Below are 19,606 nucleotides of genomic sequence, written 5' to 3' on the forward strand. Positions count from 1 at the left end.
TTAACTTTCAGTGGGAAAGTGGCACAAGACCAGTCCCGGGGAGCAAGATCGCGTGACCGTTGCGTCGAAAACAGTTTCGGACGTAATCCACTCGCATTTTGGCACGCTCACTCGTGCCGAAAAGCAGTTGGCTGAGAGTCTGCTGGACAACTATCCTGTCTCCGGACTGGGCAGCATTACGACCATTGCCGAAAACGCCGGCGTATCGACGCCGACGGTCGTGCGCATGGTTCAGAAGCTGGGTTTCAAGGGCTATCCGGACTTTCAGGCGCACCTGCATCTCGAAGTCGAGGCAACGATCTCCAATCCGATCGCCAAGCACGACCGCTGGGCGTCCAACGCCCCCGGCACGCACATCCTCAACCGCTTTGCCGACGCGATCATGAGCAATCTGCGACAGACGCTCGGCGGCGTAGACACGGCGACCTTCGACAATGTCGCCTCACTTCTGTCCGATCGCAAGCGCGGTCTGTATTTCGTCGGCGGCCGCATCACAGGGGCGCTGGCCGAATATTTCTTTACGCATATGCAGGTCATCCGCCCGAACACCACGCTGCTTTCGTCGAATTCCAGCAGCTGGCCGCAATATGTTCTGAACATGAGGCCGGGCGACCTGCTGATCATCTTCGATATCCGCCGCTACGAGCAGGAGATGGTGAGCCTCGCCACCGCTGCGCGCAAGTGTGGTGCGGAGATCATCGTCTTTACCGATCAATGGGGCTCTCCGGTCGCCAAATTGGCGCGCCATACGTTTCGCGTGCAGATCGAGGCGCCATCGGCCTGGGATTCTTCCGTCGTCACTCTTTTCATTGTCGAGGCGCTGATCGAAGCGGTTCAGAACTCGACATGGGATGAAACGAAGGAGCGCATGAAGACGCTGGAGGGGCTGTTCGAGCAGACCAAGCTCTTCCGTAAACTTGGTTAGGAGGGCAAGTAAAAAAAGCATGACGATGCAGACGCCCGCGAAAAAACTTGTCGCAAATGAAGCACCACCGGCAAATATCTGCGATACAAAAGAAAAACGGTCGTCATCCAGATGTCATACTAGCTTCACGCAACGTCAGTAACAGCATCGCCGGACACTGAACCCGAAGGAGAACAACAGTGATCTCTAATATTTCTAGACTGCTTTCGCTTTCTACTGCAATTGTCGTCGCTTCGACAGCAATCGCGGCCGCCGAGCCGAGCGCGGAACTTATCGCTGCCGCCAAGAAGGAAGGCACCCTGACGACGATCGCTCTGCCGCACGACTGGTGCGGCTACGGCGACGTCATCGCCGGCTTCAAGGCCAAGTACGGCCTGGACGTCAACGAACTGAACCCGGACGCAGGTTCGGGCGATGAAATCGAAGCAATCAAGGCCAACAAGGGCAACACCGGCCCGCAGGCTCCCGACGTGATCGACGTCGGTCTCTCATTCGGCCCGTCTGCAAAGGCCGACGGCCTGATCCAGCCCTACAAGGTCTCGACCTGGGACTCCATTCCCGACAGCGCCAAGGATGCCGACGGCTTCTGGTACGGCGATTACTACGGCGTCCTCTCGTTCCTGGTGAACAAGGACCTCGTCAAGGAATCCCCGACGGATTGGGCTGACCTCAAGAAGAGCGACTATGCCAACTCCGTCGCGCTCGCCGGTGACCCGCGCACGGCAAACCAGGCAGTTCAGGGCGTCTTCGCATCCGGCCTGTCCGCTGCAGGTGGCGACATTGCCAAGGCTGGCGATGAAGGCCTGAAGTTCTTTGCCGAACTCAACAAGAGCGGCAACTTCGTTCCGGTTACCGGCAAGGCTGCTCCGTTTGCCCAGGGCTCGACCCCGATCATCGTAGCGTGGGACTATAACGCGCTTTCGTGGGGCGAAAGCCTGAAGGGCAACCCGCCGTTTGAAGTCGTGGTTCCGAAGACGGGCGTCGTCGCCGGCGTCTACGTTCAGGCGATCTCCGCTTTCGCACCGCATCCGAACGCCGCAAAGCTCTGGATGGAATACCTCTATTCCGACGAAGGCCAGCTCGGATGGCTGAAGGGCTATTGCCACCCGATCCGCTTCAACGATCTTGCAAAGAACAACAAGATCCCGAAGGAACTGCTCGACAAGCTTCCGCCGGCGGCTGCCTACGAAAAGGCAATCTTCCCGACGCTTGAACAGCAGGGAGCAGCCAAGGAAACCATCACCAAGAACTGGGATTCCGTGGTCGGCGCCAACGTCAAGTAAGTCGAATAATTGCCTCTCCGCTGCCTTTGGTGGCGGAGAGGTCTCCCTGTCTGTTGCCCGATAAGGCTGTCGTATATGAGCAGTGTTTCAACACCCGTGGCCAGCACCACGCCCCTGATAAGCCGCGACAGGGTCATTGACTGGCTCGGCATAGCGCCATTCATGATTTTTGCGCTGATGTTTCTCATCATTCCGACGGTCTATCTGGTAGCCGGCGCATTCCTGACGCCGGACGGTGATCTTACCCTTAAAAACATCGCCGACCTGTTCACGCCTTCGATCATGAGCGCCTACTGGATCAGCATCAAGGTGTCGGTCGCATCGGCGCTCGGCGGCGCGCTAATCGGCTTCCTGCTCGCATGGGCGGTTGTGCTCGGCGGCCTTCCCCACTGGGTCCGTTCCGGCCTGTTGACCTTTTCCGGTGTCGCCTCGAACTTCGCCGGCGTACCGCTCGCCTTCGCCTTCCTGGCCACACTCGGACGCACTGGCCTCGTCACCGTTCTGATGCGCGACTGGTTCGGCTTCAACCTTTATTCGACCGGCTTCAACCTTCTGAGCTTCCTCGGCCTGACCCTCACCTACATGTACTTCCAGATCCCGCTGATGGTGCTGATCCTGACGCCGGCGCTCGACGGAATGAAAAAAGAGTGGAAGGAAGCCGCGTCTATTCTCGGCGCCTCGAATGGCCAATATTGGCGCATGATCGCCTTTCCAATCCTCTGGCCGAGCCTGATGGGCACCACCCTGCTTCTGTTCGCCAACGCCTTCGGCGCGATCGCCACAGCCTATGCCCTGACAGGAAGCGCGCTCAACATCGTGCCGATCCTGCTTTACGCACAGATCCGTGGCGACGTGCTTCACAACGCCAATCTGGGCTACGCGCTCGCGCTCGGGATGATCGTCATCACGGGCCTGTCCAACCTGTTCTACATTCTGCTGCGCATGCGCGCTGAACGGTGGCAAAAATGAAGACACCACGCCTTGGAGCATGGATCGCCACAGCACTCGGCGCGATCTATTTCGTATTGCCGCTGATCGCCACGATCGAGTTCTCGCTGCGCATGCGGCGCGGCACATATAGTTTCGACGCCTATGCTTCGGTCTTTTCCGATGCCCAGTTCCGGCAAACCTTCGGCTTTTCGATGCTGATGGCACTTCTCACGATTGTTTTCGGCATGCTTCTCGTCGTGCCGACCGCCTATTGGGTTCGCCTGCGCCTGCCGCAGATCCGTCCGGTGGTCGAATTCATCACGCTTTTGCCGCTGGTCATCCCGGCCATTGTCATCGTCTTCGGCTATCTGCGCATGTACAATTCATCGTCGATGCTGCCATTGACCGGATCGACCACCGGCACGAACGTCCTGCTCGTCTTCTCCTACGTCACGCTCTCCCTGCCCTACATGTATCGGGCCGTGGATACCGCTATGCGCGCGATCGACGTCCGCACGCTGACGGAGGCGGCCGAAAGCCTCGGTGCGAAGTGGACGACGATCATGTTCAAGTGCATTTTCCCGAATGTCATGAGCGGCGTGCTTTCGGGCGCCTTCATCACGCTCGCAATCGTCATGGGTGAATTCACCATGGCCGCCCTGCTCAATCGCCCGGCTTTTGGCCCCTATTTGCAGCTGGTCGGCGCCAACCGCGCTTACGAACCATCCGCACTGGCGGTCATCGCCTTCTCGATTACCTGGCTCAGCATGGGCCTGCTCCAGCTCGTCTCCCGCTTCCACAGAGCCGCCCCGGCTAAGTCGTAAGGTATTTGGTTTTCATGGCTTTTCTCGAACTCGCAAACCTCAAGAAATCCTTCGGCAACGTACAGGTCGTGCATGACTTCAACATGCAGATCGAGAAGGGCGAATTCATTTCCTTCCTCGGTCCGTCCGGCTGCGGCAAGACGACGGTCTTGCGCATGATCGCCGGATTCGAAACGCCGACGGCCGGCCGGATCGCCATCGGTGGCAAGGAACAAGGCAATCTCAAGCCGAACAAGCGAAACATCGGCATGGTCTTCCAGGCCTATGCATTGTTTCCGAACATGAGCGTCCGGGACAACGTCGCCTTCGGCCTGAAGGTGGCAGGCGCTCCCCAGGCTGAGATCGATCAACGCGTCAAGGAGATGTTGGGCCTCATAAAGCTCGACCATCTTGCCGATCGCTATCCCTATCAGCTGTCAGGCGGCCAGCAACAGCGCGTCGCGCTTGCACGCGCGCTTGCCGTGAAGCCACAGGTTCTCCTGCTCGACGAACCGCTCTCTGCACTCGACGCCAAGATCCGCGTATCGCTGCGCGAAGAAATCCGCGCCATCCAGCAGAAACTCGGCATCACCACGGTGTTCGTCACCCACGATCAGGAGGAGGCGCTGTCGATCTCCGACCGCATCGTCGTCATGAATGGCGGCCGCGCGGACCAGATCGGCACGCCCTTCGAGATCTACAACAGACCAGCCACGCGCTTCGTCGCCTCGTTCGTCGGGACGCTGAACATCATCGACGCGAAGGTGATCGATCCGGCCGCAAACCGCATCCAGATCGGCGATCAGGGCGTAACGCTGAAGCAATCGGTCGCCGCCTTCAAGGCGGGAGATACGGTGTCGCTCGCCCTGCGTCCGGAAGCCGGCTCGCTGTCCGATACGATCGCCAGCGATACGGCGCTGAGAGGCGAAGTGGTCTCCGCACATTTTCTGGGATCTGTCATTCGTACCCGCATGAACGTCGGTGGCAACGTCATTTCCTTCGACATGTTCAACAGCCCGGGCGTCAAGCCGCCGGCAACAGGCGAAACCGTGACGCTGCGTTTCATGGCTGCCGACCTTCTCGTCATTCGCGACTGATAGGCTTGCCGACGAAGGGCGCCGTCATCGACTGCGCCCTTTCGCGTTTGCTGAACGACCGGCTTGCGGCGAGATCGCAAGGCGCGCACTATCGTCATGTCGGGCGGTTTCTCTCCCGGCGAACCTCCCACAAGAGATCTTTTCAATGATTACCTGCCATCTGCGCTACGTGCTCGATCCCTACAAGATCCCGGAATTCGAAGAATACGCACGCCTCTGGATCCCGATCGTCAATCGGATGGGCGGCAACCACCACGGCTACTTCCTGCCCTCGGAAGGCGCCAGCAATATCGCCGTCGCGCTCTTCTCCTTTCCGAGTCTTGCCGCCTATGAAGATTATCGCACCCGCATGACTGCCGACCCTGAATGCCAGGCAGCCTTCGAGCTCGACCGCCGCAATCGCAGCATCATCAGCTACGAGCGCAGCTTCATGCGCCCTGTCCTCGGCTAGACCGGGCGAGCCAAGGTGACAAAGCTATGATGTCTGAACCGCGAATAAGAATTCTCGATACCGTCACCAGCCCCGGCAATCCGGAAAAGCCGAACGACGACCGCTTCGGGCACAACGAGGCCTGCGCCTTCGTCATTGACGGTGCAACCGGCCTTGGCGATCGCCGATATGTCGAGGAGGCCGGCAGCGACGCGGCATGGATCGCCGAGCGCTTTGCGCACGGATTCCAGCAGAATGTTACCCGCGACAGCCCGATCCCGGACGTTTCGCGCGCCCTCTCGCTTCAGGCTCGCGCTACCTTTCTGGGTCGCAATGCCGACGTGCCTCGCTATGCCTGGCCGCTGGCGGCCTTTGCCATGGTGCATGCCACACACAGCTCTCTTTCGTTCATCGGCCTGGGCGATTCCTGCCTGTTCCTGCTGCGCGATGACGGCTCTGCGAGCCTGCATATGGCGATCCCCGACGCCTATGCGAATGAGCAGATGCACGCCCGAAGCCACATTGCCCGCACCGGCGGCATCACCAGGGGCGGCGGCGCCCTCGGCAATCCGGAAACGCTTGCGGCATTGCGCCGACACCGGGAGAGCCAGAACGCGGCCGACAGCGGTGTCTGGACGCTGGGGCTGGTGCCTGATGCAGCCGACCATCTCGTCTCGCAAGAGCTGCGGATAAAGGGCACGAGCCATGCCATCGTCTGCAGCGACGGCTTCTCGGATCTCGTCGTCCTCTATTCGGCCTATACGGCGGCAAGCCTGGTGCAGACTGCGCTCGACAAGGGGTTGGCGCCCATGGTCGACGAGCTGAGGCGCTTGGAACGTGAGATCGACCCGGAGGGGCATCGCTTCCCGCGGTTCAAGCAGAGCGATGACACGACAGCGCTGCTTGTCGAACTGACTGCATGAATGACGCGTTTTTCCGATTGAGGATCAGTCCGTTAGCGGCTGACGCTCAATCACTTTCCTGACGCCTTGAATCGATGCACGAAGACGCAGCCGCTCAGGCCGCGTCCTCGATCTCGTCCTGCCGCTTGCGCGGCACATAGTTGAGCACCGGTCCCAGCCAGCGCTCGACTTCGGCGACATCCATGCCCTTTCGCTCGGCATAATCCTCGACCTGATCGCGCTCGACCTTCGCCACGCCGAAATAGTAGGACTCCGGGTGACCGATGTAGATGCCGGAAACCGAGGAGCCGGGCCACATCGCGTAGCTTTCCGTCAGCTTCACGCCGGCTGCATTCTCCGCATCGAGGAGACGAAACAGCGTTTCCTTTTCCGTGTGGTCGGGCTGTGCCGGGTAGCCTGGCGCCGGGCGGATACCGGCATATTCCTCGGTGATGAGCTGCTCGTTGCTGAGCGTCTCGTCCCTGGCATAGCCCCAATAGTCGCGGCGGACCCGCTCGTGCATACGCTCGGCGAAAGCCTCGGCAAAGCGGTCGGCAAGCGCCTTCACCAGGATCGAAGAGTAGTCGTCGTTGGCGCGCTCGAAACGCTCCGCAATCGCGATTTCCTCGATACCGGCAGTGACCACGAAGCCGCCGACATAATCCTTCACACCGCTCGAAACCGGCGCCACGAAATCGGACAGCGCCACATTCGGGCGGCCGTCGCGCTTCGAAAGCTGTTGGCGGAGCGTGTAGAAGGTTGCCAGATCCTGGCTGCGCGCATCGTCGTTGAACAGGTGGATGTCGTCGCCGACGGCACCCGCCGGCCAAAAACCGATGACGGCCCGCGGACGGAACCACTTCTCGTCGATGATCTTCTTGAGCATTGCCTGCGCATCGGCCCACAGCGCGCGCGCCGCCTCGCCCTGCTTCTCGTCCTCGAGAATGGCGGGGTAACGGCCGCGCAGTTCCCAGGTCTGGAAGAACGGTGTCCAGTCGATGTATTTCGCAAGCGTCTCAAGATCGTAATCTTCGAAGACTTTGGTGCCGAGGAAGCCTGGCTTCGTCGGCTTGTAGTCGGACCAGTCGACCTTCTGCGCATTCTCGCGAGCACGAGCGAGCGGCAGGCGAACCTTTTCGGCCTCGCTGCGCGCATGGGCAGCGGCGACCTTCGCATACTCGGCGCGAATGTCGGTGATGTAGCCGTCGCGCGCGTTCGGTGACAGCAGCGCGGAGACGACGCCGACAGCGCGGCTGGCATCGGTCACGTACACCGTCTGACCCCTGGTATAGCCTGGATGAATCTTGACGGCCGTATGCACGCGGCTGGTGGTGGCGCCGCCGATCAGCAAGGGCAGATCCAGTCCCTGGCGTTCCATCTCGGCGGCAACATGCACCATCTCGTCGAGCGACGGCGTGATCAGGCCCGACAGGCCGATGATGTCGACACCTTCCGCCACGGCCGTTTCCAAGATCTTCGTTGCCGGCACCATGACGCCGAGATCGATGATCTCGTAGTTGTTGCAGGCAAGCACGACGCCGACGATGTTCTTGCCGATATCGTGCACGTCGCCCTTGACGGTCGCCATGAGGACCTTGCCCGCTGACTTCCGCTGGTCGCCGCCGGTAAGGCGCTTTTCTTCTTCCATGTAAGGCAGCAGTACCGCCACCGCCTGCTTCATCACGCGGGCCGACTTGACCACCTGCGGCAGGAACATCTTGCCGGAACCGAAGAGATCGCCAACCACGTTCATTCCGGCCATCAGCGGACCCTCGATCACATGCAGCGGACGCGCCGCGCTCTGGCGTGCCTCCTCGGTGTCTGCGTCGATGTATTCGGTAATGCCGTTCACCAGCGCATGCTCGAGACGTTTCTCGACCGACCACTCGCGCCACGACAGATCCTGAACTCTCGCTTCTCGCGTGCCCGCACCGCGAAAACGCTGGGCAACCTCGAGCAGCCGCTCAGTGCCGTCAGGCCGCCGGTTCAGAACCACGTCCTCGCAGGCCTCACGCAGTTCCGGGTCGATGTTGTCATAGACGGCAAGCTGGCCGGCATTGACGATGCCCATATCCATGCCTGCCTGAATGGCGTGATAGAGGAACACCGCGTGCATCGCCTCGCGCACCGGTTCGTTGCCGCGGAAGGAAAACGACAGGTTGGACACGCCGCCGGAGATGTGCACCAGCGGCATGCGCTGACGGATGGTCCGCGTCGCCTCGATGAAATCGACGCCGTAGTTGTTGTGTTCCTCGATACCGGTCGCGACCGCGAAGATGTTCGGATCGAAAATGATGTCCTCAGGCGGGAAGCCCGCCTGTTCGGTCAAGAGCTTGTAGGCGCGCGTGCAGATTTCGACCTTGCGGTCGTAGCTGTCCGCCTGCCCCGTCTCGTCGAAGGCCATCACCACCACAGCCGCGCCATAAGCGTGCAGCAGGCGCGCCTGCGCGAGGAAATTCTCCTCGCCTTCCTTCAGCGAGATCGAATTGACAATCGGCTTGCCCTGAACGCGCTTCAGGCCGGATTCGATGATCGAGAACTTGGAGCTGTCGATCATGACGGGAACGCGGGCGATATCCGGCTCGGCGGCGATCAAATTCAGGAACTCGATCATCGCCTTTTCGGAATCGATCAGGCCTTCGTCCATGTTGATGTCGATGACCTGCGCGCCGTTCTCGACCTGGTCGCGCGCGACGTCGAGCGCTGCCGTGTAGTCGGCATTGGTGATCAGCTTGCGGAACTTCGCCGAACCGGTGACGTTGGTGCGTTCGCCGACGTTGACGAACGGAATATCCTTTGTCAGCTCGAAGGGCTCAAGGCCAGACAGCGACATGAAGGGACGATGGTCGGGGATCTCGCGCGGCTTGTATTTTGCCACGGTTTCGGCAATCGCGCGGATGTGCTCCGGCGTCGAACCGCAGCAGCCGCCGACGATGTTGACGAGGCCCTCGCGCGCAAAGCCCTCGATCTGGGCGGCCATCAACTCCGGCGTCTCGTCATACTGGCCGAACTCGTTCGGCAGTCCGGCATTCGGATAGGCGCAGATGAAGGTATCGGCAACGCCCGAAAGCTCCTGCAGATGCGGGCGCATGGCATTGGCGCCGAGTGCGCAGTTGAGGCCGATCGTGAACGGATTGGCGTGGCGAACCGAGTTCCAGAAGGCCGACGGCGTCTGGCCGGAAAGCGTGCGTCCCGAGAGATCGGTGATGGTGCCGGAGATCATGACAGGCAGACGGACGCCTTTGGCGGCAAAGCGTTCTTCGCAGGCAAAGATCGCCGCCTTGGCGTTCAGCGTGTCGAAAATCGTCTCGATCAGGATGATATCGGCGCCGCCGTCGATCAGGCCGTCTATCTGCTCGCCATAGGCAATGCGCAGATCGTCGAAGCTCACCGCACGGAAGCCCGGGTTGTTGACGTCGGGGGAGATCGAAGCCGTTCGGTTCGTCGGGCCGATGGCGCCGGCCACGAAGCGACGGCGTCCATCCTCGCGCTCGGCCCGCAGCGCCGCCCGGCGTACGATCTCGGCACCTTCCTTGTTGAGAGCGTAGACCTCGCCCTCCATGGCATAGTCCGCCTGGGCAATGCTGGTCGAGGAGAAGGTGTTGGTCTCGAGAATATCGGCGCCGGCCTTGGCGTATTTGTAATGGATTTCCTCGATCGCATCCGGCTGCGACAGGATCAGAAGGTCATTGTTGCCCTTCTGATGACAGGCGCAACCGATAAACCGATCGCCGCGAAAATGGTCTTCGTCGAAGCCGAGCCCCTGGATCTGCGTGCCCATCGCGCCGTCAAGAACGAGGATGCGTTCGCTTGCCGCTTTTTTCAGGGCTGCGAACACATCACCGCCGTCACGCTTTGCCCCCTGGGGACCAAAAAGATTGTCAAACACGGGCAGGCTCCTTGACGTCGTTAAAGACCAGCGCTCCAATTCACATAAAGATATCTTTATGTCAATATACGCTTGACGAAGCTGTCCCTGACGCGGTTGCCGGGTGACAGACTCGAACCGCCCCTATATAGGCGCTTTGAAAGGCATTGTGCACGCAATCGGAGGAGTACCATGGCACCTGCAATCGGCGACGCCACGCTCGGAAATTGGACCACCCGCAGCTACCACCGCAACTGGCTGCTAGCCCAGGCAAATGCCCTGTTCGATTTCTTCCAGCATGATTCCATCAATCCCAGGGGCGGGTTCTACGATCTGGACGATACCGGCAGGCCGCTCGACGCCGAGGGTCAGGTGCGTGGCGTCCACATCGCCGCGCGTGCCGTCCATTGCTTCTCGATCGGCGCCCTGCTCGGCCGTCCAGGCGCTGAAGATGTGGTTGACCACGGCATGCAGTATATCTGGAACCATCATCGCGACAAGAAGAACGGCGGTTACTTCTGGTCTCTCGACAATGATGGCCCGGTCGATTCCACCAAGCAGGGATACGGCCACGCCTTCGTTCTGCTCGCCGGCTCGTCGGCCAAGACAATCGGTCACCCGCTGGCAGACGCCATGATCGCCGATGTCAGCGAAGTCCTGAACACCAGGTTCTGGGAGCCGCACCATGGCGCGATCGCCGAGGAGTTCAATGCCGATTGGTCGCTGATCGAAGGCGGCAGCTATCGCGGTCAGAACTCCAACATGCACCTGACCGAGGCGCTGATGGCAGCCTTCGAAGCCACCGGCGACAACGCCTATCTCGACAAGGCCGACAGCATCGCCGATCTCGTCATCCGCCGCGCCGCGGGCTCCGTTGACTGGCGCGTTGCCGAGCACTTCTCGTCAGAATGGGTCCTCGACCAGACCTATCGCGGCAACGAGATGTTCCGCCCCTCGGGCACCACACCCGGGCACTGGCTGGAATGGGCACGACTGCTGCTGCAGCTCTGGTCGCTCGGCGGCAAGAAGCATGCGTGGATGCCGGATGCCGCCAAGGCACTCTTTGCGCAGTCGATGCTGCTCGGCTGGGACACCGACAAGGGCGGCTTTTTCTACACGCTCGATTGGGACGACGCGCCCGCCAAGCGCAGCAAGCTGTGGTGGCCAGCCTCGGAAGGCGCGGCTGCCGCCCATTACCTCAACGAGCACCTGCCGAGCGATTACCACGAGGAAAGCTATCGCAAGATCTGGAACGTGATCGAGCGCTGCTTCGTCGACCACAAGAACGGCGGTTGGCATGAAGAGCTGACGGAAGACCTCGTTCCCGCCCACACAATCTTCCCGGGCAAAGGCGACATCTATCACGCGCTTCAGGCCTGCCTGATCCCGCTCTTTCCGGCGACCGGCAGCCTGACCAAGGTGATCGCCGAGGCTGGTGGCAAGATCTGATCTGGGAGGCGGCGCCGTGGTATGTCCGGCGCCGCCTTCATTCAGGCCAGGCGCAGCGCGTCCAGGTCCTTTGCCAGTATCAGCGCCAGCGCTTCGACGGCCAGATTGTGATCGTCGCGCTGCGGCAAACCCGATACCGTTACCGCGCCGATGCAACCCGTCCCCTTGACGTTGATCGGAAAACTGCCGCCATGCGGCGCGTAGTCCGCGTCTGACAGGCCGTTGTCGGCGACGGTTTTCCCCTTCTCCTTGAGATCGAGCCCAATCGCGTAGCTGCTCTTGAAGTAGCGCAGCACCAGATTGCGCTTGCGCCGCACCCATTGAACATTGTCGGGCGTCACGCCGGGAAGTGCGGCGTAGAAAACAGGCATCGAATTGAGCGTGATGTCGATGGCGATGCCAAGACCGCGTTCGCTGCCGAGCTCGTGCAACAGCTTGCCGAGTTGCCACGCCGTGGTGAGATCGAAAGCGTCGAAGCTCAACGCCTTTTCCTGTTCCGCGATCCGCTTGAGGTCCTCTTCGGCCGTCATCATGTCTGCTTCACTCCGCTATGCTTTTGCCTGAACATTCGCAACCAGAGCGGAAAAGTAAAGCACAATCGTGATGATAGGTCTCGCCTCAGAGCTTCGGTGTCAGCATCTCGAAGCGGTCGCGGATCGTGCTGCACGTATCGCCGCCAAGGCGCGCAATAGCATCAAGCGCTGCCGGATCGACGCGCAAACGCTCTTGGATCGACGACACCCTCGCGATAGTGCGCATAGACGCCCCGCCCATGATGATCTGCCGCGACCTGCCGAGCTCCAGCGTCACATGCCGCTTGCACTCGAAAGCCGCGGGCGCTTGCGCGATCCACGGCGACGCGACCTTGGTACCGGGCATCGCCGTCAATCCCGCTTCGTTCAGCTCATCGACACCGCGCGGGCATTTGGAACCGCAGACATGCATCGCTTCGGCAAAACGCGAACGAGACGATATTGACGGTGAAGACTTCCGTCATCCTAATATTGTGGCCGGTATCCTTGAAGGACATATCGGGGTTGTTCTCCACGCCCAGAGCGAGGATCGGCGGATCGGCCGACAGACAATTTGAAGAAGCTGGATGGCGCAGCATTGATGCGGCCATGCTCGTCCACCGTCGTCACCAGCGCGATCGGACGCGGAACGACAGTGCCGATCATCAGCGTTCGCAGAGCGTTTCAAAATCCAAGGAAATGGACATCGCTCAGCCTGCCGCCCGCATCGGCGAAAAGTCACTCATCGCCCCTATGAAGGGCTTGGCCAACGGTGACGCATAGGAGCCGCGCTTGCTGGTCGACAGTCCGAGCGACACCAGCGCCTCGGCTTGCTTGACGGCCGCCGCAACGCCATCCACCACCGGCACGCCATAGATCTCCTGTAGTTCGCGCGCCAGATCGGTCATCCCGGCGCAGCCGAGCACGATCGCCTCGGCCCCATCCTCCGACAGCGCCCGCTCGATCTCCGCACGCAGCTTCCCGATCGCGCCGGACGCTGCGTCCTCCAGTTCGAGCACCGGAATGTCGGACGCTCGAACCTTCGCACGCTCACCCATGCCGTAGCGCCGGACAAGATTTTCGATCAGCACGCGCGACCGCTCCAGCGTCGTCACGACCGTGAACCGCTGCGCAAGAAAGCCTGCGGTCGCGATGGCGGATTCGCAAAGTCCGAGCACAGGGACATCGGCAAAGCTGCGCGCGGCATCAAGCCCGGTGTCGTCGAAGCAGGCGATGACGGCGGCGTCGTAGCCGGCGGCCTGCCGCTCTTTCAGTTCGCTGAGAAGCCCCGGAATGGCGAAGGCGCCATCATAGTGCCCCTCGATCGAGACCGGCCCCATGCGCGACGTAGCGGAGATGATCCCTGTCCCCGCAGCAGCCACCGCGCGTGCCGCGACTGCGGCCTTCTCGGTCATGGAGGCCGTCGTGTTTGGATTGACGAGTAGAATGCGCATGATGTCAGCTTATCTTTGCCTGGCGCCGGCTCAGCATGAGCATGATGGCGAGCGCGACGAGAATGATCGTGAAGGAGAAGAGCGTCGTGACGGTACCGAGCGCATAGAGCACGGGCGTCGTGACGTTGGTCGTCATGCCATAGATTTCGAGCGGCAGCGTGTTGTAGCTGCCGGATGTCATCAGCGTGCGTGCGAATTCATCATAGGAGAGCGTGAAGCCGAACAGCCCGACGCCGATCAGGCTGGGGGCGATCATCGGCAGCACGACATGGCGGAAGGTCTGCCAGGAATTCGCTCCGAGATCGCGCGCCGCTTCCTCATAGGCTGGCGAGAAACGGTTGAAGACGGCAAACATGATCAGCACGCCGAAGGGCAGCGTCCAGGTCAGATGCGCACCGAATGCCGAGGAGTACCACGCAGGCCGCAGACCGCCCTGCTGGAACACGACGCCGATGCCGAGCGAGATGATGATCGAGGGAACGACGAGGCTGGCGACCGTCGTGTAGAAAAGCACGGTCGAGCCACGAAACCGCCGGCGGAACGCCAGGCCCGCGAGCAGCGACACCACGACCGTCACCACCATGACCATGAAGCCGAGCGTGAACGACCGGCGGAAGGAGGCACCGAAATCCCCGACCGCCTGCTTTTCGAAGAGGTTGAAGAACCAGTGGACGGACACGCCGTTCAGCGGGAAGGTCAAGCCGCCCTCCGGCCCCTGGAAGGACAGGATCAGGATCGCCGACAGCGGCCCGTAGAGGAACAGCACGAAGACGAGAAAGAAAGCCGCCAGGGCATAGAATTCCAAGGTGCGCTTTTCGTGGTTCATCTCAAAGCTCCTTGCGGATGTCGACAACGCGCAGGATCGCCGCGACCATCATCAGGACGACGATCAGCAGCACCACGGCATTGGCGGCGGCCGCCGGATACTGCAGCAGCGACATCTGGTTTTTCATCATCAGCGCCACCGACGCACTCTGGCCGCCGGACATGACCTGCACGGTCGAGAAGTCGGCCATGACAAGCGTCACAACGAAGATGGAGCCGATCGCAATGCCGGGCTTTGCGAGAGGCAGCACGACATTCCAGAGAATCTGCCAGCCGCTGGCACCCGCATCGCGCGCCGCCTCGAACAGCGAGCGATCGATGCGCATCAGCGTATTGAAGATCGGCGTCACCATGAACAGCGTGTAGAGATGCACCATCGCCAGGACGACCGCGAAATCGGAATAGAGCAGCCACTCGATCGGCTGCGGCACGATCCCCATGTTGACCAGCGCGGTATTGACCAGGCCATTGCGGCCGAGCACCGGGATCCAGGAGATCATGCGGATGATGTTCGACGTCATGAACGGCACGGTGCAGACGAGGAAAAGGATCATCTGCGTCGACGTGCGGCGGATGTGGAATGCGAGGAAATAGGCGACCCAGAAGCCGATGAAGAGGGTCAGCACCCAGACGATTGCCGTGAATTTCAACGTGTTGAGATAGGTCTTCCACGTGACCCACGAGCCGAGCGTATCCGTGTAGTTCATCGTCAGAAAGGCCGGGTAGAGGCCGGCAAAGTCATAATCCCAGAAACTCACCACCGCGATCATCGCGATCGGCAGAACGAAGAAGAAACCAAGGATGATGACGAGCGGCGTTGCCTGGATGTAGGAGGCGGCCCACGGCGGAAGGCGAAAACCGCCGCTGCGGATCGGCCCGGCCTTCCCGTCTGTCTGCTCTGAAGCGATCGTCGCCATTCCCAATCCTTTCGGAAATCAAGCTTTCATCCCTGCCGATAGAGGGAGGTGCCGTCCAAGACCCCTCCCCAACCCTCCCCACAAGGGGAGGGAGTTTCTTGGCCGCCCCCTCCTCGCTCCTCCCTTGCGGGAGGGCTGGGAGAGGAAAGCCAAGAGCCTTAGGCAGCGATGAACTCGTTCCAGCGGCGGACCATGTAACGGTCTTCGTCCATGACGGAGTTCCAGCAAGCGACGTGGCCCATGCGCTCTTCGAACGAACCGCCGTCACGAACGGCGCCGGCCTTCTCCATGATCTTGCCTTCCGGAGACAGGATATCGCCCTGCGCCGGCTTGCCTTCGATCCAGTAGCCCCATTCGTCGGCAGACATGAATTCCTTGGCGGTATCCATGGCAGCAGAATAGTAGCCCTGGCGGTTGAGATAGCCACCGACCCAGCCGGACGTGTACCAGTTGATGTATTCATAGGCTGCGTCGAGCTCGGCACCCTTGAGGTGCGCTGCCAGGCCGAGACCGCCGCCCCATGCGCGGTAGCCTTCCTTGAGCGGCTGATACTTGCAGGCGATGCCCTTGGAGCGGACAGCGGCAACGGCCGGCGACCACATGGACTGGATGACGACTTCACCGGAGGCCATCAGGTTGACCGACTCGTCGAACGACTTCCAGAAGGCGCGGAACTGGCCGTCGCCCTTGGCCTTGATCAGGAATTCGATCGTCTTGTCGATCTCTTCCTTGGTCATGTTGCCCTTGTCGGCATACTTGATGTTGCCCATGGCTTCCATGATCATCGCGGCATCCATGATGCCGATCGAGGGGATGTTCAAGATGGAGGCCTTGCCCTTGAACTTCGGGTCCATGATATCGGCCCAGGTGGTGATTTCGCGGCCGACGAGATCAGGACGGATGCCGAGCGTGTCGGCGTTGTAGATGGTCGGAACCATCGTCATCCACTGTGTCGGCTCCTTGGCGAACGCCTTGGATTCCTGGCCTTCGACGAAGCCGACCGTGTGCGGTGCCGTGCCCTGGGCGATGACGCTGTCGGGCTTCAGCTTGCCGTTGATGAAGAGCGGCACGATCTTGTCGTAGTACTTGAGCTTCTTGACGTCCATCGGCTGCAGCACGCCGGTCGGGTAAACCTTCTTGGCGATCCAGTATTCGATGTCGGCGATATCGTAGCTGTCGGGCTGCGTGACGGCGCGCTGTGCGGCGGCGTCGGAATCGGTCGCCGTCATCTCGAGCGTGATGCCGAGGTCGGCCTTGCACTTCTCAGCGATCGCATTGATGTTCGAAACGCCGGTGCCGAACTGGCGAAGCGTGATGTTGGTCTTCGCCCAGATGGTCGGGAAGCCGGTGATGAGGCCAGAGCCGGCGATCGCGCCGGCCGCAGCAGCACTCGTCTTCAAGAGCGTGCGACGGGACAGGCCATTGCCCGTCTTGATGGATTTCGTTTCATCAGTCATGTCAGTTCCCTCTTTTTGTGGTGATGATGATTCATGCGGAAACGCGGCCGAGGAGGACGGCGTCCTCCAGGGCCCAACTCAGAGACACCGCATCGCCGACCGATGCGGGTTTGGCGAAATAGTCGCCGTCGCTCGCGATGACCGTGAAGTCGTCACTGCCCGCGCCGATTGCGGTGATCTTCACCGAAGCGCCGCGATATTCGATGTTGGATACGATGCCGTTGAAACCGAGCGTCTTGTCGGAGGCGGTATTAAGGCGCACACGGTCGGTGCGGATGCCGATATCGACGGCCTCGCCGACCCGCCTGCCCTCGCCGCGCACCGAAAACGTCTGGCCTTCCGGCACTTCCAGCGTCACGACGCCGTCCTTCGAGGACGTGACGCGGCCCGACAGAACATTGTGATCGCCCATAAAACGGGCGACGAAGGCAGTCGCCGGGCGTTCGAACACGTCGCGCGGCGCCGCGGCCTGCTCGATCTTGCCGTCGTTCATGATCACGATGACGTCTGCCAGCGCCATCGCCTCTTCCTGGCTGTGCGTCACATGCACGAAAGTGATCCCGAGCGTCTTCTGCAGCTTCTTCAGTTCGGCGCGCATGCGGATCTTCAAAAACGGATCCAGCGCCGATAGCGGCTCGTCGAGCAGTAGCGCCTCAGGATCCGTGATCAGCGCCCGGGCAAGGGCGACACGCTGCTGCTGGCCGCCAGAGAGCTGTGCCGGCCGCCGCGTCGCATAGGCTTCCATCTGCATCAGCTTCAGCATGTCCATCGCCTTGGCGCGGCGCTCATCCTTTTCGACGCCCTTCATCTTCAGGCTGAAGGCGACGTTGTCGACGAGATCGAGGTGCGGAAACAGCGCATAGGACTGGAACATCATCGCCGTACCGCGCTTGGCCGGCGGAAAATCGGTCACGACAGTATTACCGAGACGGATGTCGCCTGACGAAATGCTCTCGTGCCCCGCAATCATCCTTAGCGTCGACGTCTTGCCGCAACCGGACGGCCCCAGGAAGCAGCAATAGGAGCCCGCCGGGATCTTCAGGCTGATCGCGTGCACCGCCGTGGTGGCGCCATACACCTTGGAAACGGATGCAATATCGATCTCTGCCGCTTTTCCCATCGTGTCTTCCCCTGTTCGAGAAGAACAATGCATCTGCCGTGCCAGTTTCTATCGACCCGCATCAAACACTTGGGAAAACAGGCGTTTCCTGCAAGCGCAGTCTTTGCCGTAAAATTCAGCGCCACCTCACACCTGCACATGAAATAGGCTATCGTCTGCAATTCGTGCAAAAAATCGTATACAATTTAGACGTAATTTTGATCGCAAATTCCGATTAACTTTTGCCCCAAAGACGGATATCATTTGCAGATATAGAAGGTATTCCATTTCATGAATTCCGCCGCAAACGCGCTCCAGACAACGGATGATTCCGGCGAAACCGGCGCCCAGCAGATCCGCGACGCCATCCGCGATGCGATCGTGGAGCGTCGGCTCTCGCCGGGAACCAAGCTGTCGGAAAATGACGTCGGCAAACTTTTCAACGTCAGTCGCACGCTTGCGCGCGCCGCCCTCCAGGCGCTGTCCTTCGAGGGTCTTGTCAATGTCGAGAAGAACCGCGGCGCGTTTGTCGCCTACCCCTCGCCGGACGAGGCCCGTCAGATCTTTGCCGCCCGGCGCCTGATCGAACCCGGCATCCTGCGCGACGCGGCAGCAAGAATAACGCCGTCCGAAATCCAGCACCTGAAGCAGCTTCTGCTTGAAGAGACCCGCCTGATGGGTGAACGCGGGCAGACCGCCCGCCGTGCCGAAATCAAGGCGTCCGGTGATTTTCACCTGACGCTTGCGGCCATTTCGGGCAATGCGATCATGCAGCGTTTCATGGACGAACTTGTCGCACGCTCATCCCTGGTGATCGCGCTTTACGGCCAATCGACCGTCTCGAGCTGCGGCCACTCGGAACATGGCAACATCGTCACCGCGATTGAACGCAAGGATCTCGATCACGCCTGCCATCTCATGGTGCATCACATCGCACATATCGAGGCCGACCTCGATCTGCGGGAGCGAAAGACACAAGGATTGAAAGAAGCGTTCGAGCCCTGAGGATCCGTTAACAGGTGCAACTCCGAGGTGGAGATGCCCCGGCACAATAATCGCGGCCACCGGTTCGGCAGCCGCGAGAATTGAGTTCAACCGCGCGAGCGGCGCTCGGCCGGGGCCGATGCAACCGCCACGATGTCAGGCGTACCCGTCGAATGCAGACGTTTGCGCACAAGGACACCCATGACCCGGGCGGCTGTCGAGAAGGTCATCTGATCGAGCGGTCCCTCGCCTTCCCACGGCTTTGTCAGCCGTTCGGTGACGGCGCCGACGATGTTCATGGGAACGATATCATTGCACAGGCGCATGGCCTCGAAGACGGAGCTGATGGGAACGACCCGACCCTCGAATGTCACGATCGGCTCCGTAAGTTCCGCGTCCCACTCCTCAAAGGCATAGAGCGCTTCGCGGAAGAGTTCCTGAAGGGTGAACGGGGCGTGTCCGTTGTGAAGTGGCGGCAAGGCATTCGTCATGTCTGTCTCCTCTTGTGGGGATAGTGCCAATTCCTCCTCATCGGCCGGCATGAAAGCGGGAACAGAACTCATGTTCCCGACCGGACCGAATAACACGATCAATGTTATAGTGTAATATACGTGTGATAAAGGCTTTTATCACCTCGACGCCCCACATTGCCGGATCAAAAGACATAAGCC

At 60.7% G+C, this 19,606-nt stretch carries 17 protein-coding genes and 1 pseudogene; 9 read left to right on the plus strand and 9 right to left on the minus strand.

What is annotated here, in order from left to right:
* Window positions 1-52 precede the first annotated feature (52 nt).
* From AC1D2R_RS16685 to AC1D2R_RS16715, 7 genes are all read left to right on the plus strand, one after another.
* A complete protein-coding gene (locus tag AC1D2R_RS16685) occupies window positions 53-925 on the plus strand; it encodes a MurR/RpiR family transcriptional regulator (RefSeq protein WP_477968487.1) in 873 nt (290 codons plus the stop codon).
* Window positions 926-1,104: 179 nt separating this feature from the next.
* A complete protein-coding gene (locus AC1D2R_RS16690; protein WP_477968489.1) occupies window positions 1,105-2,208 on the plus strand; it encodes an ABC transporter substrate-binding protein in 1,104 nt (367 codons plus the stop codon).
* 75 nt (window positions 2,209-2,283) lie between these two features.
* Window positions 2,284-3,177 carry an ABC transporter permease gene (locus AC1D2R_RS16695; RefSeq protein ID WP_477968490.1) on the plus strand — a complete coding sequence of 298 codons (894 nt, stop codon included), beginning with the start codon at window positions 2,284-2,286 and terminating at the stop codon, window positions 3,175-3,177.
* Complete coding sequence (locus AC1D2R_RS16700) at window positions 3,174-3,962, plus strand: ABC transporter permease (RefSeq protein ID WP_477968492.1); 789 nt, start codon at window positions 3,174-3,176, stop codon at window positions 3,960-3,962. The genes AC1D2R_RS16695 and AC1D2R_RS16700 overlap by 4 nt, the downstream gene beginning before the upstream one ends.
* Before the next feature lie 14 nt (window positions 3,963-3,976).
* Window positions 3,977-5,038 (plus strand): ABC transporter ATP-binding protein, encoded by a 1,062-nt coding sequence (locus tag AC1D2R_RS16705; protein WP_477968494.1) that lies wholly within the window; start codon window positions 3,977-3,979, stop codon window positions 5,036-5,038.
* Window positions 5,039-5,183: 145 nt separating this feature from the next.
* Complete coding sequence (locus AC1D2R_RS16710) at window positions 5,184-5,489, plus strand: NIPSNAP family protein (RefSeq protein ID WP_477968496.1); 306 nt, start codon at window positions 5,184-5,186, stop codon at window positions 5,487-5,489.
* Between the two features lie 29 nt (window positions 5,490-5,518).
* Window positions 5,519-6,391 carry a hypothetical protein gene (locus AC1D2R_RS16715; RefSeq protein WP_477968498.1) on the plus strand — a complete coding sequence of 291 codons (873 nt, stop codon included), beginning with the start codon at window positions 5,519-5,521 and terminating at the stop codon, window positions 6,389-6,391.
* A 94-nt stretch (window positions 6,392-6,485) separates the two neighbouring features.
* Here AC1D2R_RS16715 and metH read toward each other — a convergent pair whose 3' ends face one another.
* Entirely contained in the window at window positions 6,486-10,259 is a 3,774-nt protein-coding gene (metH, locus tag AC1D2R_RS16720; protein WP_477968500.1) for a methionine synthase, read from the minus strand.
* Between the two features lie 171 nt (window positions 10,260-10,430).
* Between metH and AC1D2R_RS16725 the strand changes: the two genes are divergently transcribed.
* Entirely contained in the window at window positions 10,431-11,687 is a 1,257-nt protein-coding gene (locus AC1D2R_RS16725) for an AGE family epimerase/isomerase (protein ID WP_477968502.1), read from the plus strand.
* 41 nt (window positions 11,688-11,728) lie between these two features.
* Here the strand turns inward: AC1D2R_RS16725 and AC1D2R_RS16730 are convergent, their stop codons facing one another.
* The 7 genes and pseudogenes from AC1D2R_RS16730 to AC1D2R_RS16760 all read right to left on the minus strand — a co-directional run bounded on the left by AC1D2R_RS16730 (window position 11,729) and on the right by AC1D2R_RS16760 (window position 17,972).
* Window positions 11,729-12,217, minus strand: coding sequence for a heme-degrading domain-containing protein (locus AC1D2R_RS16730; RefSeq protein ID WP_477968504.1), 489 nt, complete (start codon window positions 12,215-12,217; stop codon window positions 11,729-11,731).
* A gap of 88 nt (window positions 12,218-12,305) precedes the next feature.
* Window positions 12,306-12,906: pseudogene (locus AC1D2R_RS16735) on the minus strand (flavin reductase family protein).
* A gap of 3 nt (window positions 12,907-12,909) precedes the next feature.
* A complete protein-coding gene (locus tag AC1D2R_RS16740) occupies window positions 12,910-13,653 on the minus strand; it encodes an aspartate/glutamate racemase family protein (protein ID WP_477968506.1) in 744 nt (247 codons plus the stop codon).
* A 4-nt stretch (window positions 13,654-13,657) separates the two neighbouring features.
* Window positions 13,658-14,479 carry an ABC transporter permease gene (locus AC1D2R_RS16745; RefSeq protein WP_477968508.1) on the minus strand — a complete coding sequence of 274 codons (822 nt, stop codon included), beginning with the start codon at window positions 14,477-14,479 and terminating at the stop codon, window positions 13,658-13,660.
* A 1-nt stretch (window position 14,480) separates the two neighbouring features.
* A complete protein-coding gene (locus tag AC1D2R_RS16750; protein ID WP_477968510.1) occupies window positions 14,481-15,395 on the minus strand; it encodes an ABC transporter permease in 915 nt (304 codons plus the stop codon).
* Window positions 15,396-15,553: 158 nt separating this feature from the next.
* A complete protein-coding gene (locus AC1D2R_RS16755) occupies window positions 15,554-16,852 on the minus strand; it encodes an ABC transporter substrate-binding protein (RefSeq protein WP_477968512.1) in 1,299 nt (432 codons plus the stop codon).
* 31 nt (window positions 16,853-16,883) lie between these two features.
* On the minus strand, window positions 16,884-17,972 hold the full coding sequence (locus AC1D2R_RS16760; RefSeq protein ID WP_477968514.1) for an ABC transporter ATP-binding protein: 1,089 nt from the start codon (window positions 17,970-17,972) through the stop codon (window positions 16,884-16,886).
* 270 nt (window positions 17,973-18,242) lie between these two features.
* Here AC1D2R_RS16760 and AC1D2R_RS16765 point away from each other — a divergent pair, with 270 nt between their 5' ends.
* On the plus strand, window positions 18,243-18,956 hold the full coding sequence (locus tag AC1D2R_RS16765; protein ID WP_477968516.1) for a GntR family transcriptional regulator: 714 nt from the start codon (window positions 18,243-18,245) through the stop codon (window positions 18,954-18,956).
* Between the two features lie 86 nt (window positions 18,957-19,042).
* On the opposite strand, the gene AC1D2R_RS16770 is transcribed toward AC1D2R_RS16765, so the two are convergent.
* Entirely contained in the window at window positions 19,043-19,426 is a 384-nt protein-coding gene (locus AC1D2R_RS16770; protein WP_477968518.1) for a BRA0787 family protein, read from the minus strand.
* Window positions 19,427-19,606: the final 180 nt, after the last annotated feature.

This window comes from Rhizobium sp. P1_C7 (genome assembly GCF_056406295.1).